At 40.5% G+C, this 21983-nt stretch carries 13 protein-coding genes; 4 read left to right on the forward strand and 9 right to left on the reverse strand.

Features of this window, described 5'->3' with window-relative positions:
• Positions 1-193 precede the first annotated feature (193 nt).
• The 8 genes from HYD28_07860 to HYD28_07895 all read right to left on the reverse strand — a co-directional run bounded on the left by HYD28_07860 (position 194) and on the right by HYD28_07895 (position 15475).
• On the reverse strand, positions 194-2917 hold the full coding sequence (locus HYD28_07860; GenBank protein QLE08897.1) for a metallophosphoesterase: 2724 nt from the start codon (positions 2915-2917) through the stop codon (positions 194-196).
• Between the two features lie 116 nt (positions 2918-3033).
• Positions 3034-4464, reverse strand: a complete 1431-nt coding sequence (locus tag HYD28_07865) for a peptide MFS transporter (protein QLE08898.1) — start codon at positions 4462-4464, stop codon at positions 3034-3036.
• Positions 4465-4708: 244 nt separating this feature from the next.
• Positions 4709-8521, reverse strand: a complete 3813-nt coding sequence (locus tag HYD28_07870) for a BCSC C-terminal domain-containing protein (protein ID QLE08899.1) — start codon at positions 8519-8521, stop codon at positions 4709-4711.
• Complete coding sequence (bcsZ, locus tag HYD28_07875; GenBank protein ID QLE08900.1) at positions 8512-9627, reverse strand: cellulase; 1116 nt, start codon at positions 9625-9627, stop codon at positions 8512-8514. The genes HYD28_07870 and bcsZ overlap by 10 nt, the downstream gene beginning before the upstream one ends.
• Positions 9627-11876 (reverse strand): cellulose biosynthesis cyclic di-GMP-binding regulatory protein BcsB, encoded by a 2250-nt coding sequence (locus HYD28_07880; GenBank protein QLE08901.1) that lies wholly within the window; start codon positions 11874-11876, stop codon positions 9627-9629. Before HYD28_07880 ends, bcsZ begins: the two co-directional genes overlap by 1 nt.
• Complete coding sequence (bcsA, locus tag HYD28_07885; GenBank protein ID QLE08902.1) at positions 11873-14539, reverse strand: UDP-forming cellulose synthase catalytic subunit; 2667 nt, start codon at positions 14537-14539, stop codon at positions 11873-11875. The genes HYD28_07880 and bcsA overlap by 4 nt, the downstream gene beginning before the upstream one ends.
• Positions 14532-15251: a cellulose synthase operon protein YhjQ gene (gene yhjQ, locus HYD28_07890; GenBank protein QLE08903.1), complete on the reverse strand. Its 720-nt coding sequence runs from the start codon at positions 15249-15251 to the stop codon at positions 14532-14534. Before yhjQ ends, bcsA begins: the two co-directional genes overlap by 8 nt.
• Positions 15248-15475, reverse strand: coding sequence for a hypothetical protein (locus tag HYD28_07895; protein ID QLE08904.1), 228 nt, complete (start codon positions 15473-15475; stop codon positions 15248-15250). Before HYD28_07895 ends, yhjQ begins: the two co-directional genes overlap by 4 nt.
• Positions 15476-15596: 121 nt before the next feature.
• Between HYD28_07895 and bcsE the strand changes: the two genes are divergently transcribed.
• From bcsE to tyrR, 3 genes are all read left to right on the forward strand, one after another.
• Positions 15597-17222 carry a cellulose biosynthesis protein BcsE gene (gene bcsE / locus HYD28_07900; GenBank protein ID QLE08905.1) on the forward strand — a complete coding sequence of 542 codons (1626 nt, stop codon included), beginning with the start codon at positions 15597-15599 and terminating at the stop codon, positions 17220-17222.
• A 169-nt stretch (positions 17223-17391) separates the two neighbouring features.
• Complete coding sequence (gene bcsG, locus HYD28_07905; GenBank protein ID QLE08906.1) at positions 17392-18972, forward strand: cellulose biosynthesis protein BcsG; 1581 nt, start codon at positions 17392-17394, stop codon at positions 18970-18972.
• 94 nt (positions 18973-19066) lie between these two features.
• Entirely contained in the window at positions 19067-20623 is a 1557-nt protein-coding gene (gene tyrR, locus HYD28_07910; protein QLE08907.1) for a transcriptional regulator TyrR, read from the forward strand.
• 230 nt (positions 20624-20853) lie between these two features.
• Here the strand turns inward: tyrR and HYD28_07915 are convergent, their stop codons facing one another.
• The gene (locus HYD28_07915) at positions 20854-21342 is read right to left on the reverse strand and encodes a hypothetical protein (GenBank protein ID QLE08908.1); all 489 of its coding nucleotides are present in this window, start codon (positions 21340-21342) and stop codon (positions 20854-20856) included.
• 109 nt (positions 21343-21451) lie between these two features.
• Between HYD28_07915 and HYD28_07920 the strand changes: the two genes are divergently transcribed.
• Positions 21452-21982, forward strand: coding sequence for a thioesterase family protein (locus tag HYD28_07920; protein ID QLE08909.1), 531 nt, complete (start codon positions 21452-21454; stop codon positions 21980-21982).
• Position 21983: the final 1 nt, after the last annotated feature.

Raw genomic sequence — 21983 nt, forward strand, 5'->3', positions numbered from 1 at the left:
TTGTAAATTAAATGGGACAATGATTTTAATTTCAGCAATTGCCCTAACAAAGGCAGTGAGTAAGCCACTAGGTTGACTAAAAGAGGTTAACCATCTTTATGGTTATCTATATGTATTTAATAGTAAATTTCAGCGTTTTTCAGGCAATAAAAAAGGCCTGAAACGGCCTTTTTTATTAAGGCGATTGTATAGTTTAGTTTACGGTTTGGCGCGCTTTGTTAAAAAACTTGCTGCGTTGTTGTAACCAAGGGTTATTCATAATTTGTGGTGCAGCTTGATAATGACGCTCAACTACTTGATTTAAGGTACGGGTTGATTGCGTAAAATTAAGTTGTTGCTGGGCAGCACCCATATTGGCAATCTCGGCATCAGTCATCGCACGACCTGCAAATAACAAGGCGTTTAAGTAACCCGACTTAGTTTCGTAGTCATTATCGGTTAAAAGTAAGGCCGCATTGTTTATTGCCCAGCGCTCATTGATTTCACCTTCATCTTTAATACCAATTAGCTCGCCATCAAGATAAATTTTTAGTGCACCATTGTTTGGAGCAGCATAAAACACAAAAGCAATACGGTGCCAGCTGTTTGCTGTAAGCTCGCCAAAGTAACCGCTATCACTGGTGGCAATACCGATGGCGTTATCTCGGCTGACGTAAAGGTCTGCGTCATCACTATTAGTGATATCGGTTTGTAGTAATGAGCGCCACTCATTGGTGCTTTGTTCTGGCCACATAATATCCATCACTAAGGTGTAATCAGCGATAAGGCCTTCTGTTTGATAATCACCATTAGCAGCACTATTAGCCGTTAAGGTTAAGCCTTGTGTTGGGCTATGACGAGCAAAGGACAACACGCCAGAGGCTCCACTTGGTAAATCAGTAATTTCAAGTTCAGTGGTGGTCGCAAATTGGCTATTCTCTGGCCCCCAGTTTTTGTCTTCAGGGTCATAAAAGCTGAGTGTTGCAGGGCCAAAGTCACTGCTAAACCCTTGCTTAGGATTATTAAAATTCCATACTGTGACTGCATCATCCGTTTTACACGCATTAAGCGTGTTATCGGTATCGAGATATAAACATTGGCTGGTGCGTGCTCGTGCGTAATTATGAAGCAGCCACCAACTTTCAGCGACCAATTGCGCTTCTAAGTTTGGCAGAGCTGGAAAGAATAATTCGCTATTAAGCGCTGGGCCTTTAAATAGAGCTACGTGGTAATTACTTGCATCATTAATGTTATCAGGCACTAAAGAGACCCATTCAGGTCGGCTTTCGAGCATGTTTTTTAATTGGCTGCCTGTCACCGCGACTTGATAAATTGAATTAAAGCCCGGGGTATTCGATGGTTGGCGTTCAACCTTAAACGCGGCATGGAAGTCTTCTTGGGTTAACGTTCCTGGTAGCCAGCGATCTTGTACTTGGCTTGCATCAAGCAAGGCCGCATCAATAGCAGGGAACTGCTGCATGGCAGCTTTGGCAGTAATCGTCGTGAGTTCTTCTGCAGTGGGGTAATTTTCTGAAACGGCAATTTCGGTATTTGCATCTGGGGCATAGCGACCCATGATTTCATCAATGGCGGCTTTAGTGCTTTCATCTCGGGTCGTAATGCTGGTTGTTGCTACGGTATTGTAATCAACATCTGCAAGCGTTTTGTCATCAAGGTTAAAGGTTAAGGTAAGATCAGTTAGCCCTTGAGCAAAAAAGTTTGGCTGAATGACAATGCTGCCGTTATCTAAGGTTTGATAGCTTTCACCGCCATGGGTATGTCCACCAAGTACTAAATCAATTCCTGCAACATTTTGTGCAATACGGGTGTCAGTGCCTTCACCTAAGTGACTCACCATGACCATGTAATCAACATCTTGACGGTATTGGTTAACAATCTGCTCAGCCACTTCTTGCCACTGCCAATTCATTTTGAAATTAGCGATAAAATCAGGGATCGGTTCCTCTTCGATAGGATCATCAAGTTCATTCCAAGGCACTGAAGTCATACCAAAAAAGCCAATTCGAAGACAACCAACTTGGACAACTGAAAAATCGACACCGGCAAATGGCGTTTCGCTGCTACCATCATATTCGGTATTACTTGAAAGCACGATGGCATTATCGTCATCGGCAAAGTCCAGCAGTTGCTCAGGTCCCCACGCATAGTCGTGGTTACCAATCACTCGTACGTCAAAGGCCATAGCTTTTATTGCTTCGACTGTGGCTAACCCTTGTGAGGTTTGTTCAGCTACAGTGCCTTTTTCATAATCGTCACCGCCATTGGTGAATAAGGTGTTAGGGTTTTCAAGTTTTGCATTGTCGTAGTAACTGCGAATACGGCTGAATAATTGCTCTTTAAAGCCAAAGCGCGCGTGTAAATCAGCAACATGAATAAAGCGTACAGTTTGGTTACTGGCTGTGTCATTACATTGCTCGCCAATGGTTTTACTAACCGAAGGAATGGTGCGAGAAATTAAAGCAAAGCTACCAAATTCTGTGATAGCACTGACTGCAAATCCATCATCGCTTTGTTCAGTAGTGAGAGTTTGCCATTGCTCATCGACTAACTGCACTATGCTAAAGGCAAGGTTGGTTTGTTCATTTGGTAACTTAATCGCTAAACTTAATGGCTCAGCAAATATCAGGTTATTGGGGCGAAAGGTATGAATGCTCGAGACAATACCTTGCTCTATATCTGTGCTTGAAGCGCTTGTCTCAGTGTAAGTAAATGTGGTGTCTGTTGTAACCGTGTTACTTATTGCATTAAGTGTGACATCGCCCTGTGCAAATTCAGCCGATAAACCATTTTCAACAGAAATAATTAAACCAGACTGATCAGGAGCTGCTGCGACTTCTTTTGTTGTTTTATCGCCACCACATGCTGTCAGTAATAAGCTAGTCAGAATAATGACCAGTAGTTGAGTGTTAGAGCGCACTTACTCAGTTCCTTTGCCATACCAAATTAGTATAAGAATATAGTATCAGTTTTAAGGGCACAGAGGGAATAGGGGAGAGAGAAATTCCCCGCAGCGGGCGCTACGGGGAATAAATATTATTGCTTCTCAGCTGTCACTTCTAGCTCTTCAGCTAGGATGTGCTCAGTAGTTTGTGGCTCGTGTTGGCCTTCAGCACCGTGCATCCAAGCTACAAGTTTGTCGCTTAGTAAGTACATGATAACAGCAGAAAGAACCGCAGTTGCGCCTAAACCAATGAAGATACCCATCGCGTTGTCTAACGCTTCTTCACCTTCACCTAGGAATGAACCTACGAAACCAGCAATTTTGTTTGCAACGGCTGTACATAGGAACCAGATACCCATAAGCATTGAAGCTAAACGTAGTGGTGCAAGTTTACTCACCATAGATAAGCCAATTGGAGATAAACACAACTCACCTAGCGTGTGGAATAAGTAGAATAATACTAACCACATCATGCTGATTTGTAGGTGCTCACCTTGACCTTGTGTCATAAGCGCCAGGATCATAGTAATGAAACCAAGTGCTAAGAAAATAAGTGCAATAGCAAACTTAACTGGTGAATTTGGTTCACGTTTATCAAGCTTTAACCAAATAATGGCAACTAAAGGTGCAAATACAATGATGAAAATTGAGTTTAATGACTGGAACCAAGAAGCAGGCACTTCAAAACCAAGTAACATACGGTCAGTGTAATCGTTAGCGAAAAGGTTCATTAAACCACCCGCTTGTTCAAAGCCCATCCAGAAGATGATGCTGAATACACTCATAGTGAAGATAACTTTAATACGGTCAGTTTCAACTTTAGTTAATGGCTCTTTAGTATTTGATTCAGACTGCGCTTGAGAAAGCTTAGCTGAAGGTACAACACCGATGTTGCCTAAGTATTTGTTGCTTAATGCAAGCTGTAAAAGTACAGATAAAACCATACCTACACCAGCTACGATGAAACCCCATTGCCAGCCCATTGCTGCAGCAGCATAACCCGCAACTAGAGGACCTAATGCACCACCTAAGTTGATACCCATGTAAAAGATAGTAAATGCGCCATCACGACGTTGGTCACCTTCTTTATATAAATCGCCAACCATGGTTGAGATGTTTGGCTTGAATAAACCGTTACCAATACAAAGAAGGGTTAAACCAATATAGAATACGTTTTCTTCTTGGCCAGCTAAGTAGCTGTGCGGAATACCCATAGTGAAGTGGCCAGCAGCCATTAATAAACCACCAAGGATAATTGCTTTACGTTGCCCCAATACGTTATCGGCTAACCAACCACCAAACAGTGGTGTAATGTATACAGCCATTGTGAAGGTACCATAAAGGCTTAATGCATCTGCATTTGACCAACCAAAACCACCTTCTTGAACAAGCGCTACTAAGTATAAAACTAAGATGGCGCGCATGCCGTAATAACCGAAACGTTCCCACATTTCTGTGCCGAACAACAGGAACAACCCTTTAGGATGCCCTAAAAAGTCACCTGCTTTTGGTAATGAACTCATATTTACTTCCTAACTCTAAGTTTTTATTTGAGGCCTTATTGTTTTTGCTTTGGTCGTTCTATGTATTTATTTAGTGAACGGGCGGCCATGTTTTTTGATGCAGCTAAGATAATGGTTTGTTGCTCAAGTTTTATACTTGAAGGTAAGAGACACACCCTTATCCTAGCTACAAGTGCGCTACAGTATACATAGACCTTATGGTGAGGGGAAGATCTTGCGACACTTGCCCCTCGGGATGCGATGGTTAGTAGCTTGCATAAGGCACAACAGGTTTCCCAGGGAATGCCAGCTCGCTATACACCGGATTAAAGTAATAACGGAAGTACAGCTGAGCGTAATTCGGTTCGTAAAAATCGGCTCTATCTAGGTTGAAGTAACCACCAAAGAACCAATGAGGAGTGAATCGATACTCAAAACTTGCCCCTAAGTTATACGATAAGCCGCTGCTGGTATCGCCCTCAAAGTATGGCACAACACCTGTTACGGCTGTTTGAGCTTCTGCTTGGCCTTGCAAAATAGGGTCGTTCGGGAAAAATGCGATGTCGTCAGTGGTAGTGGTAGACCAAGATACCCCAGCACGAAGCCTATAAATAAAATTATGACCAACCCGTTTATCAAAAATAACAGGTAAAGAAGCACCCAAGTAGTTTTGCGGACTGTAATAGCCACCATGTCCCCAGGTTTCTTCACTTAAATTATACTTATATGACCAGTGTAATAAGTTAAGACCTAGGCTTAATTCGGCGTTTCTTTCGCGAATATAGCGATAGTAACTACCACCCATTAGGCTGTAGCTTTGGTTGTCTTTTACATTTTTACCTTGCAAGATTTGATAGTTGGTGCTGCCCCAAAAACCCCAGTCTAGGCCTAGGTCATGGGATAGGCTAAGTTGTAATTGCGTTGCTCTAACGCCACCCCATACTTGGTTGGTAAAGACATCTTCAAGTCCGGCGTAAGATAATACAGAGCTAGTTACTGGGCGTTTATTAAACGTGACGCCATAACCAAAGTCGCCTAAATCACCTTTGTAATTAACGCCCCACACGATATCTTCGACTAGAAAGCCAAGTGGAGTAGTACCAACATCAATGCGCCATTGCTCGTTTTGCCAAGCAAGGCCAATATCCATACCTTGTTGCTTTGGTTTTATACTTAAAAGTGGGCAATCAAAAATACAGAGGGCCCCTTGACCATAGCGACTACCAGCAAAGGTTTCATCAAAGCGGGTTTCTTGGCTTGATATTGTCATCGGGTCTAATTTCACAATCCCTGTGCCACCCCACAAAGGGAAACCTGCTTCAATAGGGCTTGCACCAGCGCCGAGGGTTGACTCATTTTGCGTACTGGTTTGGCTACTTAAGTTGATTGCGGCGGTAATATACGCTTGCTCATCTCGCTCGATGCCTTGCAATTGGCGCTTAGCATTATTGACATACCACGCTTCATTTTCATCAAGGGCATAAAGCTCATAGTTCTGCTCATCACTTAAGTTGCTCGTAGCAGCGTATGGGTCAACTGCCGCACGGTACCAGCTTTGAGCAAGCTTATTCTGGTGCTTAGCTTGTGCAACCGCAGCAGCTTGATAATAGAGCTCTTGGTTATTGTTGGATTTAGCCAGCAATTGCTCAGCTAGATTTATTGCGCTCTGAGTATCTTCAAATGGTTCAAGTGCAGCCATTAATTGCTGCTGACGATAGCTTTGCTCACTCGAAACTTGATTAATTTGCCCAGCAATGATGCGATCAGCTAGATCATCTCTTTGCTGCTGACGAGCAAGTGTTGCAATAGCCAAAGCGGTATCCGTTGACACTGTTTGATCTTTTGCGATGTGCTGCTCAAAGCGAGTAATGGCTTCGTTACTATTGCCTTGCTCGATATGAGCATTGATTAACGCTTCTGACAGTTCTGAGTTATCAGGGTATTGTGATGCAAGGGCAGACAGCTTGGTAACTCTTTGGTTACTATCGCTAAAGCGATTAATATAGTTTATTTGCAGTGCTAGCCATTGTGACTGCTCAGCATCGGTTGCGTTACTCGGCAGTTGATAGTCAGCAAACCAGATATCAGAGGCATTTTTATCGTCGCTTTCAATAAGCCAAGCTGCATAGGTCATATGCCAATAAGGGCTCAAGCTTGGATCACGAATTAGGGCTTTTTTCAGCTGCCTAATCGCATATTGTTGCTCATTAATTTGTTGCCATTGGCTGGCAAGCTCTGCTTGCATTAAAGGCGTTAATGGTTGTGCTTCTAACTCGGTGAGCTTATAAATCACCGTGGCCTTATTAGTGGCTGTATTATTGGCAGAGAGTCTTTCAAGCTTGGTATTAATGCTCAATTGCTCTGTGAGTACATTGATTTGTTCAGTACGCGCGTTATTTGGAATGTAATCTAAGGTTGCCAATGCTCCTTGAAAATCATTCAACGAACGTAAAAATAAAGCATGGCTATAGCGTAGCTCTGCATCTAACGGAAATTGCCACAAGGTTTTTTTATAAAGAGCTTTGGCATGATCAACCAAACCTTGTTGTTGGTATAAATTTGCAAGGTCATAATAGAGCCAACTTTGACGAGGGCTTTGTTTGATTGCCAAAAGTAACACATCAACTGCTTCATCTAGCTTACCTTTGGCAGTAAGGTCATCAGCGCGGGCTCGCAATTGTTGTGTTTGTAATAGCGTGTAATCTTCAGTAATCAATGCCCGTTGTTGTTGATTTAAGCGGTTATAAAAACGATGACTACGAGCATAATTACCATCTGAGGCAGTTAATTCGAGCATGGCGCTCAAGGTAGCCTGTTGCAAGGGATCGTCTTTTAGCACTTGCTTATAGAAATTCATCGCGTTTTGGTATTGCCCAGCTTGCTTGGCAAGTTCTGCGCGGTAAAACAGCACGGTATTCGGGTCTTCATTTAAGGTATCAGCTAAATCAAGTTTGAGATCTGCACGTTTCAATTCATTGCTATTGATGGCCGATTTAGCTTCATCTATGTATTGCCAAAAACGTGCGGTATTGGCCAAACCTATAAATACAGTAATACGATTTGTATCGATACTATATTGTTGGGCTTTTTTAAAGTACTGGTACGCTTTGGCATTTCTACCTTGTCTAAGATTTAATAACCCAAGACTATTGTATATTTCAGGGTCTTGAGGTCGGCCTTGTAGAGCTTTTTTAAATAGTTTTTCAGCTGTATTAAAATGGCGTTTTTCAAGCTCTGTGCTGCCTTTAAGCCATGTTTGGTAAGCTGGATCGGCTTGTTTCTTTTGCTCAGCTAAATGTGCTTTTTTAAAGTCACTAAATTGCAACTGACCTTTACTGCTTTTTGGGTAAGCAGCAAAGTAACGCTGATATTCGCGTTCAGTTTGTTTATTAAGCGGCATATTTTCAAGTGCCGCAAGCCAAGCAAATTCAGCTTCAACACCGTATTGGTTACTGTGTGCATAATGGCTCAGTAATGCAATGGCTTCTTTATTTGTTGGGTTTTGCTTTAATAAGTGACGTGCATAGGCAAGCTCAAAACGGCCGCTATTTGGGTAGCGTTTTAGTAAAGAACGATAACCACGTAATGCTTGCTGATATTGATTTGGATCTTGAGCAAGCCAGTTTATGTGCTCCAGCTCATATTCAATATTAGGGTAGGCGGATTTAAATAGCCGATTGTAGATTTTTACCGCGTCACTGTATTGTCCGGCCCTGGCACGAAGTCTGGCTTGTTGAACCGCTTCTTTGTCTTGATTATTGACGCGTGCAAGTAGGGTTAAGCTTGTTACGCACGGATGCGACAGATTACTAAGCTCTGCTAACCGAGCATTGGCTTTGTCATTTTCTTTTAGACTATATAAAACGCGCACCTCGGCGCATTGCACTTGAGTATTTTTAGGTGCAATGCTTTGCAGTTTTTCTAAGCTGTCGCTCATTAATTGATTATCGCGCTCAATTTCACCAAGTTGTATTTGGCTAATTAACCAATCAATTGATTGACTATTAAGGTCCTTGTTATTTGCTGCGGATGCACTGGAGCTCGCTAAAACTGCTGCAAGTAGCCACTTTATCGGCATTCATTGCTCCAGTTAGTTGTTAATGTTCCTTTTTTATCAATACTAAAACGCTTATTCAGGGCGCTATTAGCAAATAAATACAATACGCTGTCGTAATAGCGGCTGGTGGTAAAGCGTTTATCCATCATGATTTGCTGCTGTAGCGCAGTGACAGTTTGTGAAGCATTATCTTCTGCAAGCAGTGGTAGTAATGCCGCAATAAAGCCACTTGGGGCATTGCCTGATGTTTTTCCCGTTAGCGCATTGGTTTCAAGTGGCACTTTGCCTGAAGAGACGATGCTATCAACAAAAGGTTTAAACTGTTCAGTGAGGTTTTTTTTATATGCAGCATTATTAGCCATCATGCTAGCCCAAAGGTAGACACGAATCGCATTATAACTGCCGGTTGCTGGAGCTTTTTTATCATGATAAAAGCCTTTTTCAACACTGTAATTAACCCAGTCAGGGCTAACACCTTTAGGTGCTGTATCTATTAATAACTGCGCAGAGTTATCGTGTAATGTTTGCCAAGGTGAATGCGGGTATAGGTGCGCAAATTGCGCAAATATAAATAGCGGTGCATAGCTTGGGTTTAACTTCCAGTGACTGTCTTTTTTAAAGCCTGTTGGCCCAGGTAATAGAGTCAGGCCAAGGCTTGGTATCTGCGCTGTTTCTTCGCGAATGATGCGCTCAGCAAGTACTGAGCTGAGCACTGCATAGCGTCTTTCATTCCATAATATTGCAGCTTGTGAAAGGCTATAAGCAATCCATAAATCTGAATCAGACGCTGGATTTGAATCAAGGATTTGTCCTTGGTTTTGCTTTATTCCCCATTGCCATGCTGGTAAACGGGTGCTTAAATCACCTTCAGAAAGGTGCACTTCGGTCCATTCAAGTAATTTATCAAAGCTGGCTTTATCATTTGCAAGTAAAGCAAAGAATAGCGCATAAGATTGCCCCTCTGAAGTGGTGATGCTGTATTCACTGCCTAAATCAATCACTCGTCCTTCGGGTGTAATGAAGTGAGTTTTAAAGTTATTCCACTGCGGCCATGTACTACAACTTAACTGAGCCAATGCATTGGTAGAATAAATAAAAACGAATAATAAAGAAGCGATAGTTTTCATTATGCTTTATCTCCTTCAGATAAACGTTTTTTGGTTAGTAGTGCGAGCACTCGCCACAACATAAATGAAATAAGTAATAGTGTTAGTAGCGATAAAATCGCTAACAGTACTGGACGGTCTGAAAAGTGAAACCAAATGAGCGTATGAATAGGCACGTGACCGACAAAATACTGCTCATCGGTTTTAATCGTTTTGATGCCTTGGCTATTAATAATTGCTGAACTACCTGTAATTTGAACCGTTTTTTCTTCATTTAATAGGGCATCAGTTAGTAGTGCATAAGCACTTTCATTACTGGCAATCAAAGAAACAACTGAGCGGTCTGAATCGAACGGTGACTGGAATCCTGACATCACGGCTAAACGACCAATGCTACTTATGTTTACTTTAATTTTTTCAGCGCCTTTGGTGTCATATGCACCATTGTAGATAGCTTGATCGACAATGCGTTGGTTGTTGTTGAACAGCACACTTAACGCGCTGTCTTTGGCAAGCGATGTTAAGAAAGAATCAGGCTTACCAATGATAATAATGTCTTTATCTTTTAGCGCAAATTGGTTGCTTGGAAATTGAATGTCTAAACGGTGCGCAGGATAGCCAGTAATAGCGCCTAAATGACCTGTGAAGTTAAGTAATAAGCTAATCGCATTAACTGAGCTGTTAGCTTCCATTACTAAAGTACTTTGGTGTAAATCGGCATATTTGGTGAATGGAAAACCACCATTTGCAAAAGCGCGTAAGTTTGGCATGGCAATGTAGTGATGGAAGTCACTTACATCAATCGTTGAGCTGCCATCAATTGCACCAAACTCACCACCGGCAGGAATGGCACTACACTCACCTGTTTTTACTACTGCAAAATTAAAATCATAAGTTAGTTGATTCTTAGTTGTTAAATCAAGGCCTGTTAATTCAAAGTCTTGGCGAGTTTTTGTTGGGTTGTAATCTGAAAGTAGAGGCAATAAGGTATTGGTTGTAATAGTCTTACCACCTTCATTATCAAGAATAAAGCCATCCACAAATTTATCGTTTATCAGCATATTTAAACGCGACAACATGTTTTTCTCAACTGGTGTGTTGCGGTAATTCAAAGTAATAGGAATACCGTTTTCACGCCAAGTGAATAAATCGGGTGCAAAGCGTAAATCTAAACGAACTGGCAGACCGCGATAACCCTCTGACTGAAGTTGGGTTGGGTATTCAATAAACTCATCAAAACTCACTGCGCGATCAGAACGCACCCACAGTGGCGCATCATAAGCTTCTCTAAGTGGTAAGTTGCTAATTGCATCAATAGTCGCACTGCGACCTGTCATCACTTTATAGCCAAAGACTAAACCAACAACGGCTTCTTTTAATTGTGCTGTGTCTTTACCTAAAACCAGAAGTATTTTGGCGTAGCGCTGAGTCGGGCTGCTGATAATTTCTACGGTAGGCTTTTCAACATCTGGGTAATTCAATAAAAAATCAGGTTTGTTGTCGTTTGTTGCAAAGACGACACTATGCTCTGTTGGTGTTGCATTGATTTGTACAGGGAATTGCGCTTTGCGCCATTTTGCTTGTGCGCCAAAAAAGCTTGATAGCGCTGCAGCTGCTTCTAGCGTATTTTCATCCGGTTGTGATGCAAAAACAAATGGTAAGGTTAGTCTGCTGTAATCACGTGAATCAAAAAATGGCGCAGGGAAATACTCAAGTAAGCTTTCTAGAGCTAGTGACTGGCGGTCAATTGAAATACGGCTACTTTTACTTAGCTCTGCCCAAATTGTGTCACTGTAGCCATCTTGACAAACCATGTCGTAATAACCTACTAGCTCAAAACGTATTTGGTTGAAGTCTTTAATCAACTTAGGATTAAGTACAACACTCTGCTCAGACACTTTGCCAATTGGAGAGTCTTTCTTATCAAAAGGTAACACTGTTACTAAGTTTTCATTTAAGAAAATCTTTAAATGTGACACTCGGGCAAGAAGTGATGGTGACGATGTGTATGAAAAGTCTAGGGTTAGCTTTTTACCTAGCTTATCTAAGCGATTCGTAAAATCAACACGCGTACTGTTGCTAATACCATCAAGTTTAAACTTGCTTAAACCAAGCTTTTCAAAGCTTAATGTCATGGTTTCAATTGGCGCTTGTTCAGGGTAACCATCATCAAAAATAGCTTTATTAGGGAGAGGCTCAGCACTTATCGCCCAGCTAGATGTGCTGAGTGTGGCAACAGCTAATAACAAGGTCAAAATAGTTTTTATCATGATATTTTTAGTACTTTTGTTGGTTTTTTAGGTAATAATGACGCCACAAAGTACAAGACCCTGGATACAAAGGAAATCACTGGTCTTAATTCATTTGGAGCATGGAAAATCAAGTTCTTAAAGCCTTTTAGGCTGGTATAAAAAACGTGAGAAAAACTGTATGAAGGCTTATCGTGTTTAAAGTTCTCTTGCCAATCAAGCCAAGCATCGGCACGTGAGAAAGTGCATTGAATAAAGGCTTTTTGTTTTTCTAAATCTAAATCTCTTAGGGTAAGACCCAGCTGCTTATCGCGGGTGTTACAGATATAAGTTGGAAATGAAAACTGCTTTAAGCCACGACTCATTAACAGCTCTACCTTATCGTTTACACGGCAAAGATGGGTATGTTCAGTTTCCAGACCAACACCATTGTTTGAGTAATCAGTAATTTTAACTTTAATGGTACGGCCATTAGCCAGACGAATGGCTGCAGGGAAGTTTGCTTTTATACGATGTGAGCTGCGCACTTGTTTTGCTTCAGCGGCAACGGCCACAGCTGCACCTAGAATTATCACGTTATAGCTTGCCCATAACATGCTAATGACCAGTACACCTATTTGTGAGCTGTCACCAAAGAACAATCTGAACACGCCATAGGCCATACCCAACACGTTAACAAGTAACAAGATGATATAGGGCTTTGAAATCGTCCAGTCGTAGTGATCTTGTTTGTTTAAACCACCTTTTTCAGTCACGTTAAATTTGCCCTTATTCGGGTTGATAAGCGCAACTGTGGTGGGTTTTAAGATATACCAAGCAAGTACTGACTCATAAACTTCGCCCCAAAATGAATAGCGGTACTTACCTTGAATTCGGGAATTGGTTATTTTTACTTGCAATAAGGTCGGTACAATATAAAGAAAGATGGCAACAAACGGTGCATAGATAATTTGCGCATTAAAATAAATTAATGCCAGTGGCGCTGTTAAGAACACAATACGCGGGATACCCGATAAAAAGTGCAGCATGGCGTTTAAGTAGCATAACCGCTGGGCAATATTTAAGCCTTTACCAAGCAGTGGGTTATCTAATCGGAATATTTGTGCCATGCCGCGTGCCCAGCGAATACGCTGACCAACGTGGGCAGATAAACTGTCAGTGGCAAGGCCGGCAGCTTGCGGAATATTAATATACGTTGTTTTGTAACCAGCGCGCTGCATTCTCAAAGCAGTGTGGGCATCTTCTGTGACGGTTTCTACGGCAAAACCACCAATTTCTTCAAGGGCACTGCGCCTTAAAACAGCACACGAACCACAAAAGAAGGTCGCATCCCACATATCGTTGCCATCTTGAATTAAGCCATAGAACAACATATTTTCATTTGGGATTTTCCGATGGTTTTTGAGGTTGCGCTCAAATGGATCGGCAGAAAAAAAGTGGTGAGGTGTTTGTACTAAACACACTTTACTGTCATTGATGAATTGTCCCATAGTCATTTGTAAAAATGAGCGAGCAGGGATATGGTCACAGTCAAAAATAGCAATGTAGTCGCCATTAGTTACTTTCATCGCATGGTTCATGTTACCGGCTTTGGCATGGTTGTTATCAGGGCGAGTTAAATAACCAACACCAATTTGCTTTGCGAATTCGGCAAATTCAGGGCGCTTACCATCATCTAAAATATAAATGTTAAGCTTATCTGCAGGCCAATCAATACTTTGCGCGGCGATTGTAGTCGGTTTAACAACATCAAGCGGCTCATTATAAGTAGGAATATAAATATCAACTGTTGGCCAGTTTGCTGTGTCTTTTCCTAACGCGATTGGTTTACGGTTTAATGGATTGATGGTTTGGAAAAAGCCTAATATTAGTACTAACCAAGCGTAACTTTCAGCAAGCAGCAAACCAATCCCTAGGGTAAGGGCTAAAGGGTCACCCCAGTTAAGAGTGTCAGTGTAGCGCCACCATAGATAACGTGTAGAGGTTGTCACAGAAAGGGTGATCATCACAATAGTGGCTATTTTCCCTTCAACGCGTCTAAGTGAGTAAGCAACAATTAAAATTAAACTAATAAACACCGCTTGTGCTTCAATACTAAATGGTACAGTCACAAATATAGCTACGGCAAAAACAATGAAAGTGAAAAACGCGACTTTTAATGTGCTGTTTTTCCAAAGTGAAGAGCGGGTTAGTGTTTTATATGAGTTAGTATTTGTTTGATCTCTTGCAATTAACCAAAGCCCTTTAAAAGAGCGAACTAACTTATTATCTGCAAGTCTTAATAAGCGGGCTGATCGCGTGATTTTACGCCAAGATTTACGCTGCTCCGCGGCTATTTGTTGTTGTGAGGTTGTGGTGGTGTTGAAAAGCGCAAGGTACACACTTTGCAATACGATCCGAATGCAGTTAGTCGGTGTCAAAACAGGTTGTGAAACATGAGGGTATAAGCGTTTAAGTTTAAGCTTTAGTTCACGTTTTTTATTGTTATCTAATTTAATAAATAATGACAAAAAAAGTACAAAGAAAGGAAGTAAAAACGCACCCAACAAGCTCATTTTATGCTGATTGTAATAACTATAAAATTTAATAAATACAAAGCGCACAAGTTGTTTCGTTAAAAACAAACTTAAAAGGCCCTTGAGCAGGCGATGCGAAACCCCGTTTGAACTTGTATTATTACTCATTCTGACTCGCACGGCTTACAAGCCAACCAGCTAGCGTTTCAAAATCGTCATTGGCAACGCTATATGGCGCACAATTAATTGCCACATTACGAAACGCAGTGGCTTCTTTGATAACTTCATCTCTATTGATATATAAAGGTGCAATTAATGGTAATTCAGTTTGCCAAAGCTGCAATAAATCTGATTCAAGCTCAGAGGCTGAATTATATTTATTGGTTAAAAAATAATGCTGCCATGATGATTCAGCCTGCTTTAGAGTGTTTAAACGTTTGAAAGCAAAACTGTGACAAATTGCATCACAATTAATAATCTCAAGGAATATATCGTCTTCATTTAGCGAATAGCGGTGCACATCAACATGGGCTGGGCAGTCAAATAAAAACCAGCTGTCATCGCTGTCATTAAGCTGCTGACAACTCTCTATAATACATGAAAAGTCTAACCCTAAGTTCGAACGGCTGCCATAGGGTAAAAACTTTACGCCATCGTTATCTTGGTGAAACTGCTCACATGCAGAGGCAAAGTTTGGGTAATCACTCCAGCCTAGCTGATGCTCCCACGCAAGACCAAGATGTAGGCCTAAGTCGCTCTTTGGGTCTAAATCGATGGCATACACAGGCACATTTGATTTTCTCAAAGCACAAGCAAGGTTGGCCACAATAGATGTTGTACCTGTTCCACCCTTAATACCTTTCAAGAAAACTCGTTTCATTTATGATTCTTTATTGCGTTTTTGTTAATTTTTTCTGTGCGCAGGGCTTCTTTGGTCGCTAGTGCAATATCGTTAAGCAAAGGGTACTTTTCAATCGTTTTGCGATTTTTTTCAACATCAACAATTTCAACATAATCCGTTTCCTTGCCGCCAAATTGTCGTAACAGCTTTTCAATATCGTATTGAGTTAAGGTGTGTGAATTTTTTACTGCAAAGTCATTCATCTAAAAAACCGTTATGAGAAAAATTAGCTTAAAAATGTTCACGATCCATGGACATAATCTGCATTATATATAGAATAGCGTTTAAAACTAGTACTAAAGTATCTTTTTTAAGGGTTTGTTGGTGCCTCATTTAAATATTACAGGACTAAACGGAGCTTTCTCTGAGCTAAAGCGAGGCGCAAACTATGCTTTACTTGCCCCGCTAGATAATCAGCTATTAGAGTTAACAAGGCATCTTTTAACCAATCATAAAGACTCTGTTTTTTTGCTTTCTGAACAAGTCGAATTATTTTTCGAAGGAGAGGGAAGCGAGTTATTATTTACTTTGTTCGAACAAAAGGTGCTGCACCCATTCCATTTACATCATAATGAGAATGTATCAAAAAGTTTGCATTTTTCCCGTGGTGTTATTAACGAAATAAAACAGTATGAGCAACTGAAAAACAGTACGGTTATCGTGCATGTCGATTCAGAACATTTAGTCTCTTTGAACGAACAGCAGCTTGGTGAAAAACTCAAGCTCTATGTTGCTTTGTCACAATCAAAAAATGTCACTTTAGTGTTTTTAATGTCAGGTGCTTATGTCAGTGAATTGAGACGTCAGTTATTAGCCTTAAACCGTTTCTTTGATGGCCTTATTTATATAACTCAAGAGGCATCAATTCGCACTCTTGAGTATGATTATTGGTGTCATAAAGAAGGAGTTATCGCTGGGCGTTCGGTTAATTTACAGCTTCATGATGGTCAACTTGCATTAGTTGAGGTAGAGCAAGAGGCTGATGATAAGTCGCAAGCAACGGAGCAAGACTTTGATGAAGACGAGGTATGGCTAACTCAGAGTGCTGTACCTGAGGGTACAAAGCTACCCGTGTTTTATAAAATAATTGATGATAATGATGCTCTTTTTTCTAAAGGGCTTACCAAAAAATCAGCGACGTTAGTTTTTGCAGTTACCCGATACACTGATTTAAAAGCGTTAGCCAAAGATTGTTTCTCTCTTCGAAAGAAATGTGGTCGCCGACTGAAATTAGTAATTCAAAATGTTGATGGCATAATTCGTCATCAGGACGAGTGCTTATTTTTAACTTTAGGGGTTAACCTTATTTTATATAGTTATTCTGAGCCTTCGCGTTTGCTATCACAAATTCAGTCAATTCAAGGATTTCAATTTTCAAGACCACTCCCTAAATCAATTGATGATGTTCTGAAATACAGTGAAAATACCTTAGCAAAAGGCTATCTACCAATCACCAAGTTTGCACAGCAGGTTACCAAGCATAGCGATTCTGCGGCAAATCTTGGTGTAAGTGGGGTGCTTGTTATGCTAGAGCTTTTACCTCGCATTGATGCTATACACCCATTGCATTTATTTCATGTGAAACGTGAAGGAGATATTTTTAGTTTTGCAGATGGCTCGATTTATCTATATCTGCATGCTTGTCGAGAGCATGATGTAGAAAGTGCGATTAAGCATTTATTTAAATTACAGGTGAGTGACTTTTTTATGTCTAAAAATGTCATTGCCGATCATTTTTATATTCAGCAAGAATGTCGCCGTATACAACGTAATTTTGCAAATGTTGAAATAACTGATTTTACTCAACAATTACAAGAAAATGTGAGTTATATTTTTGATGCAAAAGGTTCAGATATAGCGACTTTAAATACAGAGACACCGGAATTCAAAAAAGTGATTCGACCAATATCCGAGCCAGTAAAAGTGACCTTAAAAGGTGATCTATCATGAGCTTAAATCAGTTTTTTATCACTTTTATTGTTGCAATGCTTATCGGTATTTTATTGAGTAATATAGGTAAGGCATTGTTTAATAAAGCAGTAGTGCTCTACCGAAAACTAACATTTAGGCATGTATTATTAACCCCTTATACGCCAAAACGACACAAGAAGGATAACAAGTGAGGCTTTCAGGATTAGGTGTTTGGAATTTATACTTTTTAGTTAAGTTTGTTCTGTATAGCCGAGGTGACATTTCTTTTGATTTAATTGCAAACTTAGCATTTTTTGCTTTTCTAGCTATCTCTTTTCAACATATATGGTTGTCTCGTTTTAAACACGCTGTGAGTGTGGTGGTAGGTGCGGCCTTGTTATATTACGATTCGTGGTTACCTCCAATTTCTCGGCTCACTAAGCAAGCCGGTAATGTACAAGATTTCAGTATTGACTATTTTTTTGAAATTACAGCGCGTGTCATCAGTCTTGATATGGTGTTGGCACTTTTCACTTTGGTGGTTTTTTATTGGTTAACTGTAAAATGGTTGCGCTATACCAGTATATCAATCATCGGCTTTGTTTATGCGTATTGGTTAGGGGGAGTCGCTACCGGTAATGAGGTTATGCCTCAAGTGGCAACTAATAGCCAAACTACAAAAAAACAAGTACCCGTTTTAGTTTCTGATACAGCAAAACAAAAGACACCGGATCAACAGTTACAAGACTTTTACCAGCAACAGAATTTACTACAAAGCCAGTTTCCTGACGTATTTAATGGCCAGCCATTTGATGTTGTTGTGCTAAATATTTGCTCTTTAGCGACGGCTGATTTAAAAGCGATAGGTGTTGAGCCACGTAACTTATTTGCTGATTTTGATATTCTGTTTAGCCAATTTAACTCAGCAACGTCGTACAGTGGCCCTGCGGCAATTCGTTTATTACGAGCAAGTTGCGGGCAAACAAGTCAAGAGCAACTATTTAAACCTGTTGATGAGCAATGTCAGCTATTCACTAACCTTGCTGAGCTTGGCTATAAAACCAGTGTGGCTCTTAACCACGATGGACATTTTGATGACTTTATAGGTTTGATCAGGCAATACGGTGGTGTCTCTGTGCCAAAACTGGATTTTAGCAAATTTAGTGCTGCGCAATATGGCTTCGATGGTAAACCGATTTATTCTGATGCGGATATACTCACTAATTGGTTGAAAAAGCAAGGTTCGAGTGAGCAGCCTAGGGCTCTTTATTACAACACCATTAGCTTACACGATGGCAATCAACTTGCTGGTCGTGAACGTATGAATAGCTTTGAAAGCTATCCGCTTAGACAACAGCGCTTATTTAATGACATCGATAAGTTTATAACTGAGTTAAAAGCGCAAGGTCGAAATGTAATGCTGGTGGTTGTGCCGGAACATGGGGCTGCCTTACAGGGTGATAAACTACAATTCTCTGGTTTGCGCGAAATTCCGAGCCCTTCAATAGTTTCAGTGCCAACTGCGGTTAAATTCATCGGTCCTGATATAAAGCATGATGGGCTGAATGTCGTTGATGAAACAATGAGTTATTTTTCACTGTCAGAGTTAATCAACAATACGATGAAGCTTGACTTGTTCACAGGTACGGTACCCATTAACCGAGTGCTTGATAATTTACCAACTTCAGCCAAGGTCGCCGAGAATGAAGATACGGTAATGATGTATATAAAAGGGCAGCCTTACATCCAATTAGATGGTGGAGAATGGACCAAGTACCCGACTAATTAAGTTATTTGTCCAAAATTGTTTACAATAGACTACCCAGTTGCAGGGAGTTAGCGTATCATTCTCATACTATAGGTTCCCGTTTTTTGAGGATGTAATGCGTTTAGATATCCACTGTGCTGACCGAATTGGTATCGCACAAGAGATTCTCAATATCTTGGTGAGTTACCAAGTTGATTTAAAAGGCATCGAAGTAGATTCGATTAATTGTCGAATGTATGTCAGCTTTCCGCCTATTGAATTTGAACAATTCCAAAAAATTATGCCATCTATCCGCTTGATAGATGGTGTGAAAGACGTTCGTACGACTGCATTCTTACCTTCTGAGCGAGAGCATAATGAGTTAAATACATTACTGCGTGCATTACCTGATGGTGTTATATCTATTGATGCTAAAGGGTGGGTGCGTTTATGTAATGATGCTGCTTGTCGCGACTTACAACTATCCGAAAGTGAAGTTATTGGCGCTAATATAAATAACTTGCTTAAAGGCTTTAACTTTACTCGCTGGTTAGAAGGTAAAGAAGTACTTGGCCAAACAACCCGAGTTGAAGTAGCTGGCGAAGACTTTATTGCTGATATTCTGCCAATTTCAGTACCACAAGGTGCAGAAGGGGATGTGTTAGCCGGTGCAGTTATCAATATCAAATCACAAAGTAGACTAGGTCAGCAAGTAAGTGCGTTTCGCCGTTATGGCCAAGAAAGCTTTGCAACTATACATAATTTTAGTACTGCAATGCGTCGTGTTGTTCGTGAAGCACGCAAAATGGCACAGCTTGAAGCGCCGATCCTCATTACTGGTGAAACAGGCACAGGTAAAGAGTTACTCGCCCGTGCTTGCCACTACGCATCAAACCGTTCAGTAAAACCATTTATCGCTTTATCATGTGCTTCTTTGCCAGATGATGTCGCTGAGTCAGAATTATTTGGTTATGCAGGCTATGAAGAGAATGCAGCACCTAAACGTGGTGTGCTAGAGCAAGCTGATGGTGGTACAGTGTTTTTAGATGAAGTCGGTGAAATGTCGACTCAGCTGCAAACTAAGTTACTACGTTTTTTACAAGACGGTACCTTCCGTAAGGTCGGTGATGAAAACGAAGTTAAAGTTAATGTGAGGATTATTGCAGCAACACAAAAAGACTTACCTGCAATGGTCCAAGAAGGAACATTTCGAGAAGATCTTTACTATCGAATTAACGTGTTAACCCTTGAAATTGCGCCATTACGTGATAGAAAAGCAGATATTGGCCCTTTGGCTGAGCACTTTATTCAAAAGTATGCCCAGCAAAATGGTCATTCTGTGCCTGTAATGTCTGAAGATTGTTTACGCTTTTTACAAGATTACCCATGGCCAGGTAATGTACGCCAATTAGAAAATGCGATTTATCGAGCAGTATCATTATTAGATGATAATGAATTGCGCATTGAGCATCTGCAGTTACCAACGTTTACCCATGATTTAGGTTATCTAGAGTCTGACTTTGAAGGAACCTTAGACCAAGCGGTAAAACGCTTTGAAGCGACTTTACTTCGCAAGCTTTACCCTGCTTATCCAAGCTCTCGTCAGCTTGCAAAGCGGTTAGGTTTAAGTCATACAGCAGTAGCAAATAAGCTTCGAGATTATGGGATTAATCGTAAGACTGTAAAGGTTTAATGATACTAACTTAATTTATTAAATAAAAAAGGCTTGGGTGAAAACTCAAGCCTTTTTCTTTGTTGTTCAATATCATACCAATCCGCAATAATACTTGACCATTTTGAGGTATTATAGCTGTCGCTACCTGCGTTAAAAATTTCTGATTTAGAACTACTAAATAACAAATTTTTTTGAAATCAACGAGGTTTTATTGCCTAAAAATAGACCAATTAATTAAGCGAATGGTATTACTGTTTGGTACCCATATCTTTGGTGACACCATCAATGGCGATATTCTTAATACCATCATTGTCGAATTTAATAACAATACTGATGTTATTGCGAGAAAAAAAGTAATCTCGGTTATCCAGGCTAATAACATAATCGCCTTTTACAGTATCGCTAAATTTGCGCTTTTCGAGTTTTAGGGTGTGATCGGCAATTTGCCAAGTGAATCCCTCAATAAAGCCATTATTAAACTCCTGCACCCATACTTGTTCCTCGTCTTTGCTAAGTGTAATTGCCACTGAATATGACTCTGGCAGAGACATGTCATAGCTTTTATCACCAATCGAGAATTTTTCAGCATCTTGTTGCCACGCAAAGCCAAAATTAAAGGCCTTTTCTACACCCGTTGGGTACTTTAAAGTACCTTCACCAGGAAAGTTAAAGTCAGCAAATGCTGAAGTGGTGAATAAACTCGCACTAAATAAAGTTACCAAACTAAAAAATTTCATTAGGTTATTCTTTTTTTATACTAATATATGCACAGATTAGAGCAGAATATTCGCCTTAGCAATATGCTGTGATACACTTTGTGCATCATCAACTGGTTAGACCTTTGCCGTGAACCTCTATTTTCGACTAATACTACTGTTTTTTAAAATTAAACGTAATCGTGATTATCAACAACTGTTAGACACAATTGATATTGAATTCAAAGCGTTACCAACGGATTGCGATATTAATTTCCATCTGACTAATTCTCGTTATTTAGCGATGATGGATCTTGCCCGTACCTGGATGACTGAGCGAGTAGGTTTATTAAAGCACATTATGAAACGCCGTTGGTTTCCAATCGTTAACGCAACTGCAATTACCTATATTCGCGATATTAAACCAATGCAAAGGTACACGGTTAGTACACGTTTGGTTGGCTGGGATCATAAATACTTTTATATTGAGCAAAAGTTTCATTCTGATCGTGGCCTGCACGCGATTGCTTATGTGCGCGGTGTTTTTAAACGCAAAAAAGGCGTTGTAAGTGTCGAAGAGATGCTTGAGGTTGCTGGTTTTAATGGTGTAGCACCTATTCTGCCTGCAGAAGTAATGCACTGGAAAGAAATGTTAGAACAAAAGAAACTCACAAATAAGTGAT

Source organism: Pseudoalteromonas shioyasakiensis (assembly GCA_013391845.1).
In the GTDB taxonomy this organism is placed as follows: Bacteria; Pseudomonadota; Gammaproteobacteria; order Enterobacterales; family Alteromonadaceae; genus Pseudoalteromonas; species Pseudoalteromonas apostichopi.